The 19,550-nt window shown below is 75.2% G+C and carries 19 protein-coding genes and 1 tRNA gene; 13 read left to right on the top strand and 7 right to left on the bottom strand.

All coding sequences use genetic code 11. From position 1 onward, the window contains the following. The first annotated feature begins 114 nt into the window (after positions 1–114). The 6 genes from JOD57_RS13880 to JOD57_RS13905 all read left to right on the top strand — a co-directional run bounded on the left by JOD57_RS13880 (position 115) and on the right by JOD57_RS13905 (position 6,531). Positions 115–1,644, top strand: a complete 1,530-nt coding sequence (locus JOD57_RS13880; protein ID WP_204692561.1) for an ABC transporter substrate-binding protein — start codon at positions 115–117, stop codon at positions 1,642–1,644. A gap of 8 nt (positions 1,645–1,652) precedes the next feature. After that, positions 1,653–2,585, top strand: coding sequence for an ABC transporter permease (locus tag JOD57_RS13885; protein ID WP_275582425.1), 933 nt, complete (start codon positions 1,653–1,655; stop codon positions 2,583–2,585). After that, positions 2,582–3,550 carry an ABC transporter permease gene (locus tag JOD57_RS13890; RefSeq protein WP_204692562.1) on the top strand — a complete coding sequence of 323 codons (969 nt, stop codon included), beginning with the start codon at positions 2,582–2,584 and terminating at the stop codon, positions 3,548–3,550. The genes JOD57_RS13885 and JOD57_RS13890 overlap by 4 nt, the downstream gene beginning before the upstream one ends. Next, a complete protein-coding gene (locus JOD57_RS13895) occupies positions 3,547–4,569 on the top strand; it encodes an ABC transporter ATP-binding protein (protein WP_204692563.1) in 1,023 nt (340 codons plus the stop codon). Before JOD57_RS13890 ends, JOD57_RS13895 begins: the two co-directional genes overlap by 4 nt. Next, positions 4,566–5,669, top strand: coding sequence for an ABC transporter ATP-binding protein (locus tag JOD57_RS13900; protein ID WP_204692564.1), 1,104 nt, complete (start codon positions 4,566–4,568; stop codon positions 5,667–5,669). Before JOD57_RS13895 ends, JOD57_RS13900 begins: the two co-directional genes overlap by 4 nt. Before the next feature lie 109 nt (positions 5,670–5,778). After that, entirely contained in the window at positions 5,779–6,531 is a 753-nt protein-coding gene (locus JOD57_RS13905; RefSeq protein ID WP_204692565.1) for an MIP/aquaporin family protein, read from the top strand. A 98-nt stretch (positions 6,532–6,629) separates the two neighbouring features. Here the strand turns inward: JOD57_RS13905 and JOD57_RS13910 are convergent, their stop codons facing one another. Next, positions 6,630–8,291 carry a helicase-related protein gene (locus JOD57_RS13910; protein ID WP_307824675.1) on the bottom strand — a complete coding sequence of 554 codons (1,662 nt, stop codon included), beginning with the start codon at positions 8,289–8,291 and terminating at the stop codon, positions 6,630–6,632. A gap of 619 nt (positions 8,292–8,910) precedes the next feature. Here JOD57_RS13910 and JOD57_RS13915 point away from each other — a divergent pair. Continuing rightward, a complete protein-coding gene (locus tag JOD57_RS13915; RefSeq protein ID WP_204692566.1) occupies positions 8,911–9,537 on the top strand; it encodes a hypothetical protein in 627 nt (208 codons plus the stop codon). 17 nt (positions 9,538–9,554) lie between these two features. Here the strand turns inward: JOD57_RS13915 and JOD57_RS13920 are convergent, their stop codons facing one another. After that, on the bottom strand, positions 9,555–10,805 hold the full coding sequence (locus JOD57_RS13920; protein ID WP_204692567.1) for a clostripain-related cysteine peptidase: 1,251 nt from the start codon (positions 10,803–10,805) through the stop codon (positions 9,555–9,557). 217 nt (positions 10,806–11,022) lie between these two features. Here JOD57_RS13920 and JOD57_RS13925 point away from each other — a divergent pair. Beyond that, positions 11,023–11,109: transfer RNA gene (locus JOD57_RS13925), tRNA-Ser, on the top strand. Positions 11,110–11,280: 171 nt separating this feature from the next. After that, the gene (locus JOD57_RS13930) at positions 11,281–12,951 is read left to right on the top strand and encodes a purine-cytosine permease family protein (protein ID WP_204692568.1); all 1,671 of its coding nucleotides are present in this window, start codon (positions 11,281–11,283) and stop codon (positions 12,949–12,951) included. Between the two features lie 13 nt (positions 12,952–12,964). Here JOD57_RS13930 and JOD57_RS13935 read toward each other — a convergent pair whose 3' ends face one another. The 3 genes from JOD57_RS13935 to JOD57_RS13945 are packed head-to-tail and all read right to left on the bottom strand — an operon-like array spanning position 12,965 to position 15,171. Next, entirely contained in the window at positions 12,965–14,086 is a 1,122-nt protein-coding gene (locus JOD57_RS13935) for an NAD(P)/FAD-dependent oxidoreductase (protein WP_204692569.1), read from the bottom strand. 40 nt (positions 14,087–14,126) lie between these two features. Continuing rightward, positions 14,127–14,705, bottom strand: a complete 579-nt coding sequence (locus JOD57_RS13940) for an LOG family protein (RefSeq protein ID WP_204692570.1) — start codon at positions 14,703–14,705, stop codon at positions 14,127–14,129. 7 nt (positions 14,706–14,712) lie between these two features. Continuing rightward, a complete protein-coding gene (locus JOD57_RS13945; RefSeq protein ID WP_307824676.1) occupies positions 14,713–15,171 on the bottom strand; it encodes a MaoC family dehydratase in 459 nt (152 codons plus the stop codon). A 91-nt stretch (positions 15,172–15,262) separates the two neighbouring features. Between JOD57_RS13945 and JOD57_RS13950 the strand changes: the two genes are divergently transcribed. Beyond that, entirely contained in the window at positions 15,263–15,748 is a 486-nt protein-coding gene (locus JOD57_RS13950; protein ID WP_307824677.1) for an NUDIX domain-containing protein, read from the top strand. On the opposite strand, the gene JOD57_RS13955 is transcribed toward JOD57_RS13950, so the two are convergent. Next, positions 15,745–16,557, bottom strand: a complete 813-nt coding sequence (locus tag JOD57_RS13955) for an endonuclease/exonuclease/phosphatase family protein (RefSeq protein WP_307824678.1) — start codon at positions 16,555–16,557, stop codon at positions 15,745–15,747. The two genes, JOD57_RS13950 and JOD57_RS13955, sit on opposite strands and share 4 nt — an antisense overlap. A gap of 177 nt (positions 16,558–16,734) precedes the next feature. On the opposite strand from JOD57_RS13955, the gene JOD57_RS13960 reads away from it, so the two are divergent. The 3 genes from JOD57_RS13960 (at position 16,735) to JOD57_RS13970 (ending at position 18,710) form a co-directional block, all read left to right on the top strand. Further along, positions 16,735–17,625 (top strand): 1,4-dihydroxy-2-naphthoyl-CoA synthase, encoded by an 891-nt coding sequence (locus JOD57_RS13960; RefSeq protein WP_204692571.1) that lies wholly within the window; start codon positions 16,735–16,737, stop codon positions 17,623–17,625. Between the two features lie 24 nt (positions 17,626–17,649). After that, positions 17,650–17,994, top strand: a complete 345-nt coding sequence (locus tag JOD57_RS13965) for a hypothetical protein (RefSeq protein WP_204692572.1) — start codon at positions 17,650–17,652, stop codon at positions 17,992–17,994. Positions 17,995–18,110: 116 nt separating this feature from the next. Continuing rightward, positions 18,111–18,710 (top strand): TetR-like C-terminal domain-containing protein, encoded by a 600-nt coding sequence (locus JOD57_RS13970; protein WP_204692573.1) that lies wholly within the window; start codon positions 18,111–18,113, stop codon positions 18,708–18,710. Between the two features lie 100 nt (positions 18,711–18,810). Here the strand turns inward: JOD57_RS13970 and JOD57_RS13975 are convergent, their stop codons facing one another. After that, positions 18,811–19,506 (bottom strand): TetR/AcrR family transcriptional regulator, encoded by a 696-nt coding sequence (locus JOD57_RS13975; RefSeq protein WP_204692574.1) that lies wholly within the window; start codon positions 19,504–19,506, stop codon positions 18,811–18,813. Positions 19,507–19,550: the final 44 nt, after the last annotated feature.

Genomic DNA, 19,550 nt, shown 5'->3' on the forward strand with positions numbered 1-19,550 from the left:
CCGCGGCGTGGTCGGGTGGTCACGGGCCCGCAACGATCGGCGTCCCGACCTGCGAGCCGGCTGCGGCCGGGCCAGGGTCGGGTCGGACGACGCCGCCGAGCCCGGAGGTCCCCCGTGCGCCCGAACCGGTTCCTGCCCCTGGCCGCCGCCGCGGCACTCCTCCTGACCGCCTGTGGTGGCGGCGGCGAGAGCGTCGACACCGGTGGCGGGGGCGGGGGCGGCGGGGAGAACACCCTCGTCGCGGCGGTCAGCGCCCAGCCCGACCAGCTCGACCCGCACGTCACCAACGCCTACGCGAGCTTCCAGGTGTTGGAGAACGTCTACGACACCCTCGTCGTCCCCGGCGCCGAGGACCTCACGATGCAGCCGAGCCTGGCCGAGTCGTGGACGACCAGCCCCGACGGGCTGACCTGGACGTTCACCCTGCGCGACGGCGTGACGTTCCACGACGGCAGCGAGTTCGACTCCGCCGACGTGGTCTACAGCTACCGGCGGATCATCGACGAGGAGCTGTCCAACGCCTACCGGTTCGCCACGGTCGCCGACATCGCCGCGCCCGACCCGCAGACCGTCGTCATGACGCTGACCCGGCCCACGCCGAACCTGCTCGAGCTCATCGGCTCGTTCAAGGGCATGGCCGTCGTCTCGGAGGACGCCGCCGAGGAGTTCGACCTGCAGAGCGAGGCCAACGGCACCGGCCCCTTCCAGCTGGAGAGCTCCGACGCCAACGGCACCGTGCTCACCGCGTTCGCCGACCACTGGGGCGGCGCGCCGACCGTCGACGGCGTCGAGTTCCGCTACATCACCGAGGCGAGCTCGGCGCTGACTGCGCTGCGCAACGGCGAGGTGCAGTGGACCGACAACGTGCCGCCGCAGAACGTCGAGGACCTGTCGGACGACGAGGCGGTCGAGCTCGGCTCGGTCACCAGCGTCGAGTACTTCTACCTGTCGATGAACTACGCGGTCCCGCCGTTCGACAACCGGGACGTGCGCCGGGCGATCGCCACCGCGATCGACCGCGACGAGGTCACCCAGGCCGCCCGCTTCGGCGCGGCGCAGACCAACCAGACGGCGATCCCCGAGGGCAGCCCCTGGTTCCTCGACCACGCGCCGTTCACGCCGGACCAGGACGCCGCCCGCCAGCTGCTCGAGCAGGCCGGCGTCCAGACGCCGCTGACGATGGGCCTGATGGTCACCGACGAGTACCCCGAGACGGTGGCCGCCGCGCAGGTCATCGCCAGCCAGCTCGAGCCCATCGGCATCGAGGTGGAGATCCAGGAGGAGGACTTCGCCACCTGGCTGGACCGCCAGGACCAGGGTGACTTCGACGCCTTCATGCTCAGCTGGATCGGCAACATCGACCCGGCCGACTTCTACGAGAACCAGCACCTGTCCACCGGCGGCAGCAACTACCAGGGCTACAGCAACCCGCAGGTCGACGACCTGCTGACCCGGGCCGCCACCGAGGTCGACCGGGCCGCGCGCAAGGACCTCTACGACCAGGCCGCGCGGGTGATCGTCGACGACGTCTCCTACCTCTACCTCTACAACCCCGACGAGGTGCAGGCCTGGGTGCCCGGGCTGACCGGCTACCAGGTGCGCGCCGACTCGGCGATCAACTTCGAGACGGTGGAGCTGCCCTGACCGGCTATCTGCTCCGGCGGGCCGGCCAGGCCCTGGTCGTCCTGGCCGGCGTGAGCGTCCTGGTCTTCTCGCTCATCCACCTGGTGCCGGGCGACCCGGTCCGCCTGGCCCTCGGCACCCGGTTCTCGCAGGAGACCTACGACGCCCTCCGGGCGCGCAACGGGCTGGACCTGCCCCTGGTCGAGCAGTACTTCCGCTGGGCGGGGCGGGCGCTCACCGGCGACCTGGGGGTGAGCTTCCGCAGCGGCGACACGGTGACCGCGCTGATCGCCGAGCGGCTGCCGCCGACGCTGGCCCTGGCGCTGGCCGCGCTGGTGGTGGCCCTGGTCATCGCCCTGCCCCTGGGCATGCTCTCGGCGCTGCACCCGCGGTCGCTCGTCGACCGGGTGGCCACCGTCGTCAGCCAGTTCGGCATCTCGGTGCCGGACTTCTGGCTGTCGATCGTGCTGATCCTGGTCTTCGCCGGGACGCTGGGCGTGCTGCCCTCGGGCGGGTACGTCCCGCTGACGGAGGACCCGCTGGGCTGGCTGCAGCGCCTGGTGCTGCCCGCGGTGGCCACCGGCGTCGTCTCCGGCTCGGTGATCACCCGGTTCGTCCGGTCGAGCATGCTCGAGGCGCTGGGGCAGGACCACGTGCGGACGGCGCAGGCCAAGGGCGTGCCCACCCGGCAGGTGCTCACCTGGCACGTGCTGCGCAACGCGCTGCTGCCCCTGGTCACCGTGATCGGCGTGCAGCTGGCCTACCTGCTGTCGGGCGTCGTCGTGGTGGAGATCGTCTTCTCCTGGCCGGGGCTGGGGCAGCTGGCCTACCAGGCGGTGCGCGACCGCGACTTCCCCGTGCTGCAGGGGGCGGTGCTCCTCTTCGCCCTGGTCTTCCTCGTGATCAACCTGCTGGTGGACCTGCTCTACAGCCGCATCGACCCGAGGATCGCCCGCCGATGACGCAGCTGCCGACACCGGGCGCCACCCCGGCCGCGCCCCCGCCGTCCGAGCCCCCGCCGTCCGAGCCCCCGCCGTCCGAGCCCCTGCCGACCGCGGCCCCGCCGCGTCCCCGCTGGCGGGAGACGCTGGGCCTGCTCGCCCGGAACCCCACCGCGGCGGTCTCGGCCGTCGTCCTCGTCCTGATCGTCCTGGCCGCGGTCTTCGACGAGACGCTCGCGCCCGACGGCCCCAACGACCAGGACCCGTCGCGGCAGCTGCAGCCGCCGAGCTGGGCCCACCCGTTCGGCACCGACGAGTTCGGCCGCGACGTGCTCAGCCGGGTGGTCCTGGGTGCGTCGACGTCGCTGCGGGTCGGCTTCGCCTCCGTCGCGTTCGCCCTGGTCGTGGGCACGCTCATCGGGCTGCTGGCCGGCTTCTACGGCAAGTGGGTCGACGACGTCCTCATGCGCCTCATGGACGTGGTGTTCGCCTTCCCCGCCGTCCTGCTGGCCATCGCCATCGTGGCCATCCGCGGCGCGGGGCCGGGCAACGCCATCCTCGCCATCGGGATCGTCTACGTGCCGATCTTCGCCCGGGTGACGCGCGCGAGCGTGCTCGGCGTGCGCGAGGAGGTGTACGTGCGGGCCTCGCGCTCGGTGGGCGCCTCGGACCGGCGGCTGATCACCCGGCACGTGCTGCCCAACGCCGCCCCGCCGATCATCGTGCAGACCTCGATCAGCCTCGCCTTCGCGGTGCTGGCCGAGGCGGCGCTGTCCTTCCTCGGGCTGGGGCCGCGCCGGCCCAACCCGTCGTGGGGGCTGATGCTCGCCGACGGCCGCGGCTTCATCGACCAGGCCTGGTGGTACACGGTCTTCCCCGGCCTGGCGATCGTGGTGACGGTGCTGTGCTTCAACCTGCTCGGCGACGGGCTGCGCGACGTCCTCGACCCGCGGCAGCGGACCCTGATGGCCGGGGGCGGCCGGTGAGCGCCCCGTCGCCGGAGGGGGCCGCGACCCCGGTCCTGGAGGTCGAGGACCTGCGGGTGGACCTGCGCACCCCGCGCGGGACGGCGCACGTGGTCAACGGCCTGAGCTACAGCGTCGGCGCGGGGGAGACCGTGGCCGTGGTGGGGGAGTCCGGCAGCGGCAAGAGCGTGTCGGTGCTCGCGCTGATGGGGCTGCTGCCCGCGCGGACGGCGACGGTGACCGGCCGGGCGCTGCTGCACGGCGAGGACCTGCTGGCCATGGACGGCGAGCGGCTGCGCCAGGTGCGCGGCCCCGGCGTCGGCATGGTGTTCCAGGACCCGATGACCTCGCTCAACCCCGTGCTCACCGTGGGCCGGCAGCTCACCGAGGGCCTGCGCGCGCACGGGTCGGTGTCGAAGGCCGCGGCCCGCGCGCGAGCGGTCGAGCTGCTCGCCGAGGTGGGCCTGCCCGACCCCGGGCGGGCGGTGGACCGCTACCCGCACGAGCTGTCGGGCGGCATGCGGCAGCGGGTGGTCATCGCGATCGCGCTGTCGAACTCGCCGGGGCTGCTGATCGCCGACGAGGCCACCACCGCCCTCGACGTCACCGTGCAGGCGCAGATCCTCGACCTGGTCGAGCGGCTGCGCAGCGAGCACGGCACCGGCGTGATCTGGATCACCCACGACCTCGGCGTCGTGGCCGGCATCGCCGACCGGGTGCTGGTCATGTACGGGGGGCGGTGCGTGGAGGACGGCACGGTCGACGACGTCCTCGAGCGGCCGGTGCACCCCTACACGCGCGGCCTGCTCGGCGCGCTGCCCGACCTGGCCACGGCGGACGACGGCGACCTCGCCACCATCCCCGGGACGCCGCCCCCGCCGACCGACCTGCCTGCCGGCTGCGTGTTCTGGCCGCGCTGCCCGGTGCGCGGCGACGCCCGCTGCGAGACCGAGCAGCCACCGCTGGCGGTCGTCGGCGCCGGGCGCGCCGGCCTGCCGCACCGGGCGGCGACGTGGTGCGCGGAGGGGGAGGCGTCGTGACGTCGCTGTCGGAGGGCACCGCCGAGCGGGACGTGCTGGTCTCCGCCCGGGGGCTGGAGGTGCACTTCCCCGTCCGGTCGGGCGGGGTGCTGCGCCGCACCAGCGGTGTGCTGCGCGCCGTCGACGGCGTCGACCTCGACGTGTACCGCGGCGAGACGCTGGGCCTGGTCGGCGAGTCCGGCTGCGGGAAGTCGACGCTCGGCAACGCGCTGCTGCGGCTGGTGCCACCGACCGGGGGGACGGTCACCTTCGACGGCGCCGACGTCACGCGGATGTCCCGGCGGGAGCTGCGGGACCTGCGCCGCCGGGCCGGGATGGTGTTCCAGGACCCGTTCGCCTCGCTCGACCCGCGGCGCACCGTGGCGCAGACGGTGAGCGAGCCGCTCGAGGTGCACGGCCTGCACCCGGGCCGGCAGGCACGCGCCGCGCGGGTGCGCGAGCTGCTGGCGCTGGTCGGCCTCGATGCGGGGGTCGCCGCCCGCTACCCGCACGAGTTCTCCGGCGGGCAGCGGCAGCGGGTCGGCATCGCCCGCGCGCTGGCCGGCGAGCCGGACTTCCTGGTGTGCGACGAGGCGATCGCCTCCCTCGACGTCAGCGTGCAGGCCCAGGTGCTCAACCTGCTGCGCCGGCTGCAGCGCCAGCTCGGGCTCACGCTGCTGTTCGTCTCCCACGACCTCTCGGCCGTGCGGCACGTGTCCGACCGGATCGCCGTCATGTACCTGGGCCGGGTGGTCGAGGTCGGGCCGGCGGCCGCCGTCGCCACGGACCCGCAGATGCCCTACACCCGGGCGCTGCTGTCGGCGGTGCCGCTGCCGCACCCGCAGCTCGAGCGCTCGCGCCAGCGGATCGTGCTGCGCGGCGACGTCCCCTCGCCGTCCCGGGTGCCGAGCGGCTGCCGGTTCCGCACCCGCTGCCCCGACGTCTTCGAGCCCTGCCCCGACGTCGACCCGGCGCTGCAGCCGGTGGGGTCCGCGCCCGGTCACGTGGCCGCCTGCCACCTGCACGGGGTGGTGGGGACGCCGGTCGCGCGACCCGACGCGGCTCCGGGCGCGGACGGGAGCTCCTCCGGCGCGACGGCGGCCGGCAGCCGGCCGGGCTGACCTCGCCGGCACCCGGTGAGACGCGTCAGTCCGTTTGCCCGCGGGGGGAACCGGCTACCCGCCGACCCCGTGGACGGCGCAGGGGCGCCGCCGGAACGGGGAACGAGAGATGGCGTCGAGCAGGACCGCCCGGGAGACCGCGACCACCGGTCTCTACGGCAGCAGGATCGGGACGACGGTGGGGCGCACGGCGCTCACGGAGTTCATCGGAACGGCGATCCTGGTGTTCGTCGGCACCGGCACCGCGGTGGCCAGTGCCGCCACCGGCCAGGCCACCTACGACTCGCTGGCCGTGGTGCTCGCCTTCGGGTTCACGCTCACCGCGCTGGCCGCGGCGTTCGGGCACGTCTCGGGGTGCCACCTCAACCCGGCGGTCACGCTGGGCCTGGCCGTGACGCGGCGCTTCCCGTGGCCGGCCGCCGGCGCCTACGTCGTCGCCCAGCTCGCGGGCGGGGTCGCCGGCGTGGCGGCCACGTGGGCGGTCTTCGGCGCGGCGGCCCGCGACCAGGGGCAGCTCGGCGCCACCGTGCCGCTGGGCGGCATCTCCGCCGGCCAGGCGTTCCTGGCCGAGGCGCTGGTCACGTTCGTCCTGGTCCTGGTCGTGGTGTCCGTGGCCACCGACGACCGCGCCCAGGCGGCGATCGCGCCGGTGGCCGTGGGCTTCGCGCTCGCCGCCGGCATCTTCGTCGCGGGGCCGCTGACCGGTGGTGCGGTCAACCCGGCGCGGGCGTTCGGGCCCGACCTGCTGGCCGGGCAGCTCTCGTCGCTGTGGATCTACCTCCTGGCGCCCACCGTCGGTGGCGTCCTCGCCGCGGTCGTCTACGACCGCCTGCTCGCCGCCGGCGAGCCCCCGGAGGCCTGACCGCCCCGGTGAGGTGCGGCTGGTCGTGGTCATCCCGCGTGGGAGACCGCGGCCAGCCGCGTCTCGACGTGGCGGCCGGTGACGCCGGGACGAGGGGGTCAGTCCCGGCCGGTCCGGGTGGGGCGGCGGCCCGACCGCGAGCCCGACCGCGAGCCCGACCGCGAGCCCGGCCGGCTGCCGCCGCGGTGCCCGCGGCCGCCGTCGCGTCCCGGTCCGCCGTCGGCGCCCCGGCCGCGGGGCGCGCTGCACGGGCGGCAGGTGCTGAACCACGGGGCGATCGCGGTGCCGCACTCGGCGCAGCTCCCCGACCGGCTGACCGAGATGGCGTCCGGCAGCATCTCGCTGATCGCCTCGGCGCACTCCTCCTCGACCCAGGCGGCGTCGTCGCTGCTCAGGCCGGCGACCCCGGGGAACTGCCGGAGCAGCGTCTGGGCGTCGCGGGCGCCCGCCGCGGCCTGCTCGTACGCGTCGACCGCGCTGCCGACCGGGACGTCGGGCAGCACCAGCTCCGGGGGGACGGGCAGGCCGACCGCGTGCCGCAGCGCGGCCCGGGCCAGCACCAGCCAGCGGGTGCGGCGCGGCGGGTCGTAGTCGATCGCCAGGTTCACCAGCCGCCAGACGGTGTGCAGGTCGCCGGCGGCACCGAGCGGTCCGCGGAGCAGCGGCAGGAGCGCCCGCACCCGCAGCACCAGACTCGTCACGTCGTCCGGCGTCATCGCCTCGTCACGGGTGGCCGCGCGGGCCCAGGCCTGCCAGCGGACCAGGGCCTCGGGCAGGTCGACCGCCTCGAAGGCGCCGAGGTCGGCCAGCTCGGGGCGCAGCCGCGGCGCGCGCTCGGGCAGGTCGCTGGCCCGGTCGCCGCGCGCGACCTCGGCGCCGACCGACACCAGCGCGGCCGAGGGCTTGAGCCCCGGCACGCCGGTCAGCACGCCGGCCGTCCCGTGCCCGGTGAGGCCGTAGCGGCCGGCCCGCCCGGCGATCTGCGCGGCCTCCCAGCTGCGCAGCGGCCGCAGCTCGGAGCCGTCGAACTTCGTCGTCTCGGCGAAGAGCACCGTCGTGGCCGGCACGTTGATGCCGTGGCCGATCACGTCGGTGGTGACCAGCACGTCGAGCTCGCCGGTGGTGAACCGCTCGATGACCTCGCGCCGGGTGGCCGGGGGGAGCGCGCCGTAGAGGACGCCGACCCGCCCGGGCCGGTGCCGGTCGAGCTCGGCGGCGACGGCGTAGACGGTCTTGCGGGAGAAGGCGACGACGAGCGTCTGCGGGCGGACGCCGGTGGTGCGGACCGGAGCCCGCAGGACGTCGAGCCGGGACAGCCGCTGGTGGTGGACGACGTCGACCCGGCCGGCGTCGGCGACGAGCGGCGCGAGGAGCGGGTGGGCCTCGGCGGCGGAGATCAGGTGCATCTCGCGGTACTCGCCGGTGAGCAGCAGCCGCGCCCAGTGGTGACCGCGCTCGGGGTCGGCCACCCAGTGCGACTCGTCGAGGACCAGGAGCTCCCCGCGCACCGGGGCCTTCTCCACCGTGCAGCAGACGATCGGCGCGTGCGGGTCGATCTCCTCCTCGCCGGTGGACAGGCCGACGGTGCCCTCGGGCAGCTGGGCGGCGAGCTTGGCGTGGGCCTCCTGCGCCAGCTGGCGCAGCGGCGCGGCGTAGACGCCGGAGCCGGTGGCGGCCAGGGCCTGCAGCGACTCGTACGTCTTGCCGGAGTTGGTGGGGCCGAGGTGGAAGACGACCCGCTCGGGCGGGGTGCTGCGCACCGGCAGCTCCGGCGCGGCGCCCTCGACCCACGACTGCTGGGCACGGCGCTCCTCGCGGGCGGCCTCGCGGGCGGCGTCACGGGCAGCGGCCCGGTCGGCCTCGCGGTCGGGGGAGCGGTCGGCAGGACGGTCGGCCGTCGTCCTGGCGGTGGCGCGCTCGTCGGCGGGCAGCCGCCGGCGACGGCGGGCGGGCGACTGCGGGGGGACGGTCTCGGGCAGGGGGTGTCCTTCGGTCGACGTGCGGGGGTGAGGTCGACACGAGGCCGCGGACCCTCTCCACCGCGAACACCGGTCGTGCCCGGATCATGCCCGCGGTCCCGACGGGTGGTCCGGGTCACGCCGAGCCGGCGACACGCCGGGGGCGTCGTCGCCGGAACGGGGTCACCGCGGGGGTCCGGTGCCCGCCCACGCTGGACGCGGACCGTCGCGGTCGACAAGTGGTGGCTCCGGAGGGCCGGTCACCGGCCGCGATCGGGCCTCCGGCAACGATCCGTGCACGTGGGCGCCGCAGCCCGTCCCGGGCGGGCGTCCGGGACCGTGTCCGCTCATACCGTTTCGCCACTGCCCCCGGCCGGGAACCGGTGGGAGGCAGCGGCCGACGCCTTCCCCGTCGGCCCGCGTGAACTCGGGGGTGGTCTTCGTGAGCGGCATCGGCGCACGGTCCGGTGGTGAGGTGCTCGTCGGCGGTGGCGTCCGCCAGGGCTGGTGGCTCGTCGTCGACGAGGAGGACGGCTCGGAGCGGGTGGTCGCCGGGCCGTTCGCCGAGCGGGCCGAGGCCGGCTGGGCGGCCGGCGCCCGGGAGCCGGCCGCCCGCCTCGTGCACGGGTCCCGCCGGGCGGACGGCGGCCTGACCCGGCGACCGTCGCCGCAAGACGGGGCGTGGCTGGCGCACCTCGGTGAGCAGCTCGACCGGCTGCCCGAGGACTGGGACACCGTGCTGTCCGACGACGACGCCGCCCTGGGCACGCTGGTGGTGGAGGTGACCGCGGCGCTGTGCGAGGCCGGGCTGGCCCTGCACGACGCCACCGGCACCGGCGGGGCCGTCCTGCTCCCCGAGCCCGCGCTCGGCGGCATCGTCGTGAGCTGGCTGCAGCACGACCGGATGGGCGTCGACCAGGTCCACGGCGACATCGCGCACGCGCTGGTGCAGCAGGCGATGAACCAGGCCCTGGCCGACGTCCTGGCGCTGCGGGGCTTCGCCGTCGACCCGCTCGGCGGCGCCCACGTCGTCCGCCGGATCGGCTGACCTCGGCGGCGTCCGCCTCAGCTCGCGAGGTTCGCCTCGAGGTAGTCCGCCCAGCCGGTGTCCTTCGCGAAGGCCAGCCGGCGGTAGGTGCCAATGTCGCGCGCGAAGCTGGCGGCCGAGCTGGGGAACCAGAACGCCAGACCGTGCGCCTGCTGGACCGTCGGGCCCAGTGCCACGGAGCGGATGCGGGCCTCGTCCAGGGCTCTCCGGAGCTCGTCGCAGGCCGCGACGACCTCGGCCGAGTGCGCGCAGGTCGAGGACAGGCGCTCGGCGAAGTCGTAGAGGTCGAAGCTGTCGTAGTTGCTCGCGAAGCTCTGCGTCCTCATCCGGGTCAGCGCCAGGGCACCGAAGCCCTGCTCGCCGAGCGGGCGCACCGCCGCGACGAGTGCGGCGAAGGCCTCGGTGACGCCCTGCTCGCTGCGGAAGGCGGCCAGGGTGCAGGGGTACTCCATCGTGCGGCCCTCGTAGCCGCGCCCGTACGCCTCCACCGCCTGGGTCGCCCACTGGTCGGGGGTCGTGGGCGGGTCGTCGCTCATCGCCGAGAACCACTCCTGGTACTCCCACCCGTCGCCGGGCTCGAGCTCCTCGGAGGCGACGATCGTGTGCGCGAAGTCCTTGAGCTGGTCCAGCACCTCGACCATGCCGTTCAGGCAGGTGTCGGAGAAGATCATGTCGACCTTCTCCTCCTGTCCTGCCCGGCTGAACGCCGCCTTCAGCACGCCGGTGGCCTCGAGGTTGGTCAGCACGCCCGCGTTGGTGTCGTCGTGCAGCATCGCCCGGAGGTGCGGGTCCATCGTCTTGCGGTAGCGGCTGATGAAGAGCCGGGGGTCCCGCCAGGAGCGGGTGCGCAGGTGGCGCGGCGTGCGCATGGAGCGGCGCTCGATCACCGTCTCGTTCGGGTCGCCCTCGTCGAACGTGCCGGACCCGTGGTCCCAGAACCCGATCGCCTTGCGCGTACCGGGCCCGTAGGTGGCCAGCGCCCGCGCGAGGAAGGTGGCCAGCGTCTCGGGGTCGCCGGTGTCGATCTCGCCCCAGTCCTCGATGGTCCGTCGTCCGTCGTCGATGTGGCGCGACAGCTCGACGACCTCGGCCTTGCCCCGGGCGTAGTCGGCGAGGGCGAGCACCGCGAAGTCGCCGCGCGCGCCGGCCAGCATCTCGGCCATGTCCTCCTCGACGTAGGGACTGAGGTTGTTGTCCCCGCCGAAGATCTCGATGACGACGTGGCTGACGTCGGGGGCGCTGACGGCGAACGGTTCTGCTCCGGTCATGGGGGACTCCGCCCGTGTGGTCGGTAAGCGACGAACCCGGACGGTAGGGAGCCGGCGTCACGTCTGCGTCACCACCGCGTCGCGTGCCGGGGGACCCCGACGTGGACCCGGGCGGCCGCCACGGGTGCTGGGCAGCGGCCTCGGCGGAGCGGTGCCCGAGCGCTCGTAGGATGGGTCGAGCGGCACAGGTGCGGGTCAGAGCGCCTCTGTGCAGCCAGGAGGGCTCGCCTAGAGGCCGATGGCGGCGGTCTTGAAAACCGCTATGGGGTCACACCCATCGTGGGTTCGAATCCCACGCCCTCCGCTCAGCAGCAGGCGGCGGCGCGGACCGCCGTCCTCGGGCACAGCACGTCGACGGTCGTCGCTGTCCTGTGCCGCGAAGCAGCACACCGAAGCAACGGCGGGGTCATCGGGCGGCAACACGGCGTCGCCAGGCTCGCGGGGACGTCAGGACGGACGACCCCGGGGGACACGCGTGACCCAGAGCGAGCTCGACAGCACGACGGCGGCACCACCGACGGCCACCGGCACTGGGTCCTCACCCGACGCCGCGACCCGCGAGACGCTCGAGGACTACACCCTCCGGTTCGCCCCGCGCAGCTACCGGCGCTGGTCGACCGGCGTCGTCGCGGTCTCGGCCCTGGGCGGCATCGCCTACCTCGCCGACTTCGCGATCGGCGCCAACATCGGCATCAGCTACGGGACGACGAACGCGCTGTGGGGCATCGCCGTCTTCGCCGTCGTCGTGATCCTGACCGGGTTCCCGCTGGCCTACTACGCCGCCCGGTACAACCTCGACCTCGACCTGATCACCCGGGGCAGCGGCTTCGGCTACTACGGCTCGGTGGTCACCAACGTCGTCTTCGCGACGTTCACCTTCATCTTCTTCGCCCTCGAGGGCTCGATCATGGCCCAGGGCCTCGAGCTCGGCCTCGGCGTCCCGCTGTGGCTGGGCTACGCGGTGAGCACGCTGGTGATCTTCCCGCTGGTCGTCTACGGCATGAAGGTCCTGTCCACGCTCCAGGTCTGGACGACGCCGCTGTGGCTGGTCCTCATGGTCGTCCCGTTCGCCTACCTGCTGGTCAGCCACCCCGAGTCGGTGTCGGCGTTCTTCGCCTACCGCGGCGAGGACGGCGCCGGCACGCCCGACGTCGGCTCGGTGCTGCTGGCCGCCGGCGTGTGCCTGTCGCTGATCGCGCAGATCGCCGAGCAGATCGACTACCTGCGGTTCATGCCGCCGAAGACGCCGGAGAACAGCCGCCGCTGGTGGACGGCGGTGCTGCTGGCGGGGCCGGGCTGGGTGCTCTTCGGCGCGGTCAAGCAGGTGATCGGCCTGTTCCTCGCCGTCTGGCTGATCGCCAACGCCACCGACGGCGTGGCCGTGGCCAACCAGCCGGTGCACCAGTTCCTCGAGATCTACCGCGACCTGATGCCGGGGTGGCTGGCGCTGGCCCTCGCCGTCGTCCTCGTGGTGATCAGCCAGGTGAAGATCAACGTCACCAACGCCTACTCCGGGTCGCTGGCCTGGACCAACAGCTTCACCCGCGTGACCGGCCGCTACCCCGGCCGGCTGGTGTTCCTCGGCGTCAACCTGGCCATCGCGCTCGTGCTGATGGAGGCCGACATGTTCGACTTCCTCAACACGATCCTCGGCTTCTACGCCAACTGCGGCATCGCCTGGATCGTCGTCGTGGCCACCGACATCGCCGTCAACAAGTACCTGCTCGGGCTCTCGCCGAAGCAGCCCGAGTTCCGCCGCGGGATGCTCTACGCGGTCAACCCGGTCGGCTTCGTCTCGATGCTCGTGGCGGCCGGCGTCTCGATCGTCTGCTTCTTCGGCGGGCTGGGCGAGTCCCTGCAGCCGTTCTCCCCGCTGGTCGCCATCGGCCTGGCGTTCGTGCTCCCGCCGCTGCTGGCCGTGGCCACCCGCGGCCGGTGGTACCTGCGCCGCGTCGACGACGGCATCGACCTGCCGCTGCTCGACGAGCACGGCAACCCCTCCGACGCCGTCCTGAGCTGCCACGTCTGCCGGCAGGACTACGAGCGGCCCGACATGACCGCCTGCGCCACCCACGGCGCGCACGTCTGCTCGCTGTGCCTGTCCACCGACCGCGTCGGCGACCACGTGCTGCCCGCGCAGACCTGACCGCGGTCGTCGTTCAGCGCAGGGAGCGGGCGGCGGCGGCCAGGGTGCGGGCGGTGAGCCGGCCGTCGGCCAGGCCCAGGGCGACGACGTCGTCGAACACCCGCTGGTCGGCGGCCGCGGCGCGGAAGGCGGCGTCCATGACGACCGGCCACCGGCTCACCCACGACGCCACCCCGGCCGAGCGCAGGTGCCCGCCCAGCCGCCGGCGCAGCGCCCGCCGGTGCGCCGCGCCCGCACCGGCACCGGCGGTCGCGGCCCGGCCGGCCAAGGCTCCCGACAGGACGGCGTAGAAGATGCCCTCGCCGGTCATCGGGTTGATCAGCGACGCGGCGTCGCCGGCGAGCAGCACCCGTCCGTCGGGCTGGCGCGGGCGGCCGGTCGACAGCGGCAGCCGGTGCGCCCGCAGGCCCTCGGGCTCCCCGCCGGCCCAGCTGTCGGGCAGCAGTCGGGTCAGCCCGTCGACCAGCGCTGCCCGGGTGGCGCCCCCGGACACCAGCTCGCCGTAGCCGACGTTGGCCCGCCCGTCGCCGAGCGGGAACGACCAGGCGTAGGCCGGCCAGCGCTGCTCGGTGGTCACCAGCACCTGGGTGCCGGCCTGGCCCGGCAGCTCGGGCGCGTAGCCGCGCAGCGCCACGGCCAACCGGTCGTCACGGTTGCGGGGCAGGCCCACCGCGCGGCGGACGACGGACTCCGCCCCGTCCGCGGCCACGAGCACCCCGGCCCGCAGCACCCCGTCGACGTCCACGCCGTCGGGTCCCGGGGTCACCGACCGGACGGCGTGCCGGCGGAGGACGGCGCCGCGGTCGAGCGCGGCGGCCAGCAGCCGGGCGTCGAACACCGCCCGCGGCACCACCGACGACGGCCGGTGCGTGGCCCGGTCGACGGTCGCCCCGCCGGGCGAGCGCAGCGACAGCCGCGGCGCGGGGGCGTAGCCGGCGACCAGCGCGGCGACGTCGACCCCGAGGCCGGCCAGCACGTCGAGGGCCTCCGGGGCGATCCCGTCGCCGCAGACCTTGTCGCGCGGGAAGTCCGCGCGGTCGAGCACGAGCACCGAGGCGCCCGTGTCCCGGGCCGACAGCGCGGCGGCCGACCCCGCCGGGCCGCCGCCGACGACCACGACGTCCCAGCGCTCCACGACGGCGACGCTACGGCTCCCTGCGGGGTCCCGCCGCGGGTCAGGGGCGGGGCGGCCTGCCGTCGGCCCACTTGCGCGGCGGGTGCTCGTAGCCGGCGACGAAGTCGAGCAGCCCGGCGGCGTCGGTCACCACGCCGAGCGCGTCGAGCCGGCGCCGCTCGAGGTAGCCGTCGTCGGCCATCCGCCGCAGCTGGGCCAGCAGCGGCTGCCAGAACCCGTCGACGTCGAGCAGCGCGACCGGCTTGGCGTGCAGCCCGAGCATCCCCCAGGTCCAGGCCTCGAACAGCTCCTCGAGGGTGCCGGCGGCGCCGGGCAGCGCGACGAAGGCGTCGGCGAGCTCGGCCATGCGCGCCTTGCGCTCGTGCATCGAGGCCACGACCTCCAGCCGCGGCAGCCCGGGGTGGGCCAGCTCGTCGTCGACCAGGTGCTGCGGGATCACCCCGACCACCTCGCCGCCGGCGGCCAGCGCGGCGTCGGCGACGGCGCCCATCAACCCGACGTGCCCGCCGCCGTAGACGAGCCCGACCCCGGCGCCGGCCAGCCCGGCGGCCAGCGCCGCGGCCGCCTCCTGGTGCGCGGCCGGTCCCGACCGGCTACCGGTGAAGACGGCGATCCGCACCGGGCGCTCAGGCGCCGTAGTAGCGGTAGACCGGCTCGGCGATGCAGGCGGGCTTCTCGCTGCCCTCGCGCTCGATGACGGCGCTGAAGGTCAGCTGCAGCCCGCCGGTGACCTGCTCGACGTCCTTGAGGGTCGCGGTCAGCCGCACCCGCGAGCCCACCGGCACCGGGGAGGGGAAGCGGACCTTGTTCAGGCCGTAGTTGACGCCCATCGCGGTGTCGGTGACCAAGATGACCTGGGCGAACAGCGGCACCAGGAGCGACAGCGTCAGGTAGCCGTGCGCGATCGGGCCGCCGAAGGGGCTCTCGGCCTTCGCGCGCTCGACGTCGACGTGGATCCACTGGTGGTCACCGGTGGCGTCGGCGAAGGTGTCCACCCGGTCCTGGGTCACCTCGAACCAGTCGCTGGTGCCCAGCTCCTGGCCCACCAGGCCGGAGACCTCGGCCATCGTCGTCGTGGTGGTCACGGACCCTCCCGTTCGTCGGCTGCTGCTCCCGCCGGATCCTGCCAGTGCGCTCCGGCGGCCCGTGGCGCGGCTGCGGTCTACTGGTCGGGTGGTGACCAGCGGGCTGACCCCAACCGACGGCTGGACGACCTGCGACCTCGGGCACCGGCACTGGGGCCGGGCCGGCGCCGCGGGCCTGCTGGTGCACCGCGACGGCGGCGAGGGCCCCGAGCTGCTGCTCCAGCACCGCGCGCTCTGGTCGCACCACGGCGGCACGTGGGGGACCCCCGGCGGCGCGCTGCACCTCGGGGAGTCACCCGAGCAGGGAGCGCTGAGGGAGGTCGAGGAGGAGCTGGGGCTGCCCGCCGCGGCCCTCGTGCTCGGCGCCCGCTCGGTGGACGACCACGGCGGCTGGGCCTACACCACCGTGCTGGCCCGCCCCGCCGGCCCGCTCGACCCGAGCCGGCTGCAGCTCGACGGGGAGAGCACCGGCGTGGCGTGGGTCCCGCTGACCACGCTGCACCAGGTGACCCTGCACCCCGGTCTGGCCGCCTCCATGGACCGGCTGCGCCCGCTGCTGTCCGAGGCCCCGGTCTAGCGCCGCGCCACCGTGACCGTGAGCGCGCGGTGGTCGCCGACGGCCAGCGCGTGCGCGGCGGCGCCGGACCCGGCGAGCCCGCCGTCGAGGGCGAGCACGTGGTCGAGCTGGGTGCGCGGCGAGCCCGCCGGGAAGCTCGGTGCGCTGACCAGCCGGGTCGCCCGGAGCAGCCGGGCCGGCACGCTGCCGGGCAGGTTGAGGTCGCCGGCCAGGACCACCGGACCGGGCAGGCACGCCGACCAGCGGCGCAGCCGGAGCAGCTGCCCGATCGCCGTGGGGGGTGAGAACGACAGGTGGGTGGCCACCACGGTGAGCCCGTCCAGGCACGCGGCGACGGCGATCCGCGGTTCGTCGGGGACCCACCACAGCCGTGGCCGGCCGGTCGCGGGGTCCGGGGCGCGCACCGGCAGCCGCGCCCGCCCGGTGCCCAGCCCGAGCGACGCCCACTGCCACACCGGCCGGCGGCTGACCAGGGCGATGCCGTAGGCGGGTCCGGTCACCGTGCTGCCGGGACCGCGCAGCGCGGCCGGGTCGGCGGCGGTCCAGGTGCCGCGGAAGGGGCTCGGGGTGCCGGTGAGCGTGGCGGCGGCGCGCCAGTCGGCCCCGCCGAGCGCGCCGGCGAGGACGGCGGCCTGGTCGGTGCCGCCCGAGCGGGGCTGGCCGGCGTCGACCTCCTGGACGGCGAGCACGTCGACGTCGAGGCCGTCGAGGGCGGCGGCCAGCCGCGGCGCGGTCAGGACCCGGCCGTCGCTGCCGCGGCCCGAGGCCATGTTGAGGGTGCCCACGCGCAGGGCGGCGCCGTCGGGCACCCGCGCGACGCTACCGGCGGCCCCGCACCCCCGCCGTCCGTCCTCCCTGACCGCAGCGCGTCCTCCCTGACCGTGGGCGCCCGGGGAGGACACCCCACGATCAGGTCACCTGATCGTGGCGCCGGGGGGCCCCGGCCGTGTCCTGCCCCGGCGCGCGGGCGCGGTTAGGTTGCTGGCATGAGCGCCCGCGACGACGTCTCGGAGACCTTCGACGACGCGGCGTGGCAGCCCGTCGACGGGTTCGACTTCGGCGACGTCACCTACCACCGCGCCGTCGACGCCGGCGTCGTCCGCATCGCCTTCGACCGGCCCGAGGTGCGCAACGCCTTCCGCCCGCAGACCGTCGACGAGCTCATCACCGCGCTGGAGCACGCCCGGCTGTCCACCGACGTCGGCTGCGTGCTGCTCACCGGCAACGGCCCGAGCCCGCGCGACGGCGGCTGGGCGTTCTGCTCCGGCGGCGACCAGCGGGTGCGCGGGCGGCACGGCTACGAGCACGAGAAGGGGCGCACCAGCGGCCGGCTGCACGTGCTCGAGGCGCAGCGGCTCATCCGGTTCATGCCGAAGGTGGTCGTCTGCGTCGTCCCCGGGTGGGCGGCAGGGGGCGGGCACAGCCTGCACGTCGTCTCCGACCTCACCCTGGCCAGCGCCGAGCACGCGCGGTTCAAGCAGACCGACGCCGACGTCGGCAGCTTCGACGGCGGCTTCGGCTCGGCCTACCTCGCCCGCCAGGTCGGCCAGAAGTTCGCCCGCGAGATCTTCTTCCTGGGCGACGAGTACTCCGCCGCCGACGCCCACCGCATGGGCATGGTCAACGCCGTCGTCCCGCACGCCGAGCTGGAGGCGACCGCGCTGGACTGGGGCCGGCGGATCGTGGCCAAGAGCCCGACCGCCCAGCGGATGCTCAAGTACTCGTTCAACCTGATCGACGACGGACTGGTCGGTCAGCAGCTGTTCGCCGGGGAGACCACCCGGCTGGCCTACACGGCCGAGGAGGCCGTGGAGGGACGGGACGCCTTCCTGGAGAAGCGCGACCCGGACTTCTCCCGCTTCCCCTGGCACGTCTGAGACACGACCCTCGAGGAGGTCGCTGTGATCGTCGAGGTGGTGACGGGCGCCGACGAGCGTCCCGAGGTGCGGGTCGTCGACGTCGACGACCTCGGGCGACTGCACCTGGCCCTCGGCCAGGTGACCGACGAGGAGGCCGACGCCGCACTGCGCGAGGCCGGACTCGGACGGCTGGAGGATGCCGACTCCGGCGTCCTGGACGCCGCGGCGCTGCGGGCCGCCGCCGAGTCGCAGGCCGGGTCGGAGGCGGGTGCGGGCGACTGGCCCCAGCGCTGGGAGGGCCTGCTGGAGACCGCCCGGGACCACGGCTGGGTCGTCGACGACGGCGCGGGGCTGCGCGTCCACGTCGAGAGCGCCGCCGGGGCCTGAACGCGGGGTCGCGGCGCCGCGTCGGGTGATCGGAGACCCCTTGTCGTTGTGGTGACTCCATCGAGAGGTCAAGATGAGACCGTGCACAACATGATGACGTGCGAACGGTTACGTTCGTGAGCGGCACTCCCGGGCGCCCGCTGAGCGCGGAGCTGTCCGAGCAACTGGTCGCGGTCGCCGTCGACATCCTCGCCGAGGAGGGCTGGGGACGGCTCAACAGCGACCGCGTCGCCGCCCGGGCCCGGGCGGGCAAGGCCGGCATCTACCGGCGCTGGGCGTCGATGTCGGCCCTGGCCCGTTCGGCCGTCGGGCGCTTCACGCTGGTCGGCGCGCCCGACGACGAGGGCTCGGTGCGCGGCGACCTCGCGGCCCTGGTCGCGTCGTGGCAGCGGCCGCTGACCCGCGAGGAGCGGGCCGTGGCCAGCATCGTCGGTGCCGCCCGGCACGACGAGGACCTGCGCGCCGGGCTCGACGCGGCGCTGGTGCGCCCGCTGACCGCGGTCGTCGAGGGCCTCGGCGCGCGCTGGGCCGAGCGGGACGAGGAGCCGGTGCCGGCCGAGCGGCTGGCCCTGCTGCGCTCGGTGCTCGAGGCCTTCTGGTGGCAGCGGCTGACCGCCGCCGGTGACGGCGCGATGGTCGCCGAGCACGTCGAGCAGGTCGTCGACGACGTCCTGCTGCCGATCGTGCTCCCCGCCGCGGTGCCCGTCCACCGCTGAGGCACCCGGGCCGGTCCCCCGGCTCGCGAGGCGCGCGTCCCCGGGGCGTGCGCCCCTGTGGCGTGTCCTGGACGCGCCGCCCGGCAGCCGGCCGGCCCGGTCAGCAGGCGCGCAGCGCCCCGGGCCGCACGGGGTCCTCGCCGGTGACGAACTGCTCCGTCACGTCGACCTCGAAGCGGGTGAGCAGCCGCGCGGCCAGCTCCCGGGCCGCCGCGGCCAGTGCGGGGACGTCCTCCGGCGCCGGCAGGGGATCGCGCGGCCCGGTGGCCAGCACCCGCGTGGTGGCCACCCACGTGGCCGCGACCAGGCCTGCGGTCACCGCCGGTCGCACGGGGCGCGGCGACTCCGCACCGGGACCGGTCCAGGCCTCCAGCAGCGCGGCCCGCACCCGGCCCTCGCACTCGTGCACCAGCTCCCGCTCGGCGGCCTGCAGTCCCGGCGAGGACCCCAGGACGGACACCACGCGGCGGCCCTCCGGGGTGGCCAGCCCCTCGACGTGGTCGCCGATGGCGCCGGCCAGGTGCTCGCGGAGCGCCCGGAGCGCCGGGACGCCGGCCGGCCGCTCCCGGACGGCGGCCTCCGGGGCCGACACCCACGGCGCCCGCCCGGACCAGTAGAGCTCCTCCTTGGTGGCGAAGTGGTTGAACACCGTCTGCACCGCCACGTCCGCCGTGGCCGCGACGTCGGCGATGGTCACGGTGTCGAAGCCGTGCTCGGCGAAGAGCCGCTGGGCCGTCTCGCGGACGTGCGCGCGGGTCAGTGCCTTCTTCTGCGCCCGGCGGGATTGCTCACTCACGGTAGAGACCATAGAGACGCTGTGCGCGCGGCCTGATCGGTGCA

The organism is Geodermatophilus bullaregiensis (assembly GCF_016907675.1).
Taxonomy (GTDB): Bacteria; Actinomycetota; Actinomycetes; order Mycobacteriales; family Geodermatophilaceae; genus Geodermatophilus; species Geodermatophilus bullaregiensis.

Excerpts from the sequence above, each read along its gene's own strand:
- JOD57_RS13960 (WP_204692571.1), top strand. The coding sequence starts at position 16,735 with ATGAGCGCCCGCGACGACGTCTCGGAGACCTTCGACGACGCGGCGTGG.
- JOD57_RS13905 (WP_204692565.1), top strand. The coding sequence starts at position 5,779 with ATGGCGTCGAGCAGGACCGCCCGGGAGACCGCGACCACCGGTCTCTAC.
- JOD57_RS13920 (WP_204692567.1), bottom strand. The coding sequence starts at position 10,805 with ATGACCGGAGCAGAACCGTTCGCCGTCAGCGCCCCCGACGTCAGCCAC.
- JOD57_RS13890 (WP_204692562.1), top strand. The coding sequence starts at position 2,582 with ATGACGCAGCTGCCGACACCGGGCGCCACCCCGGCCGCGCCCCCGCCG.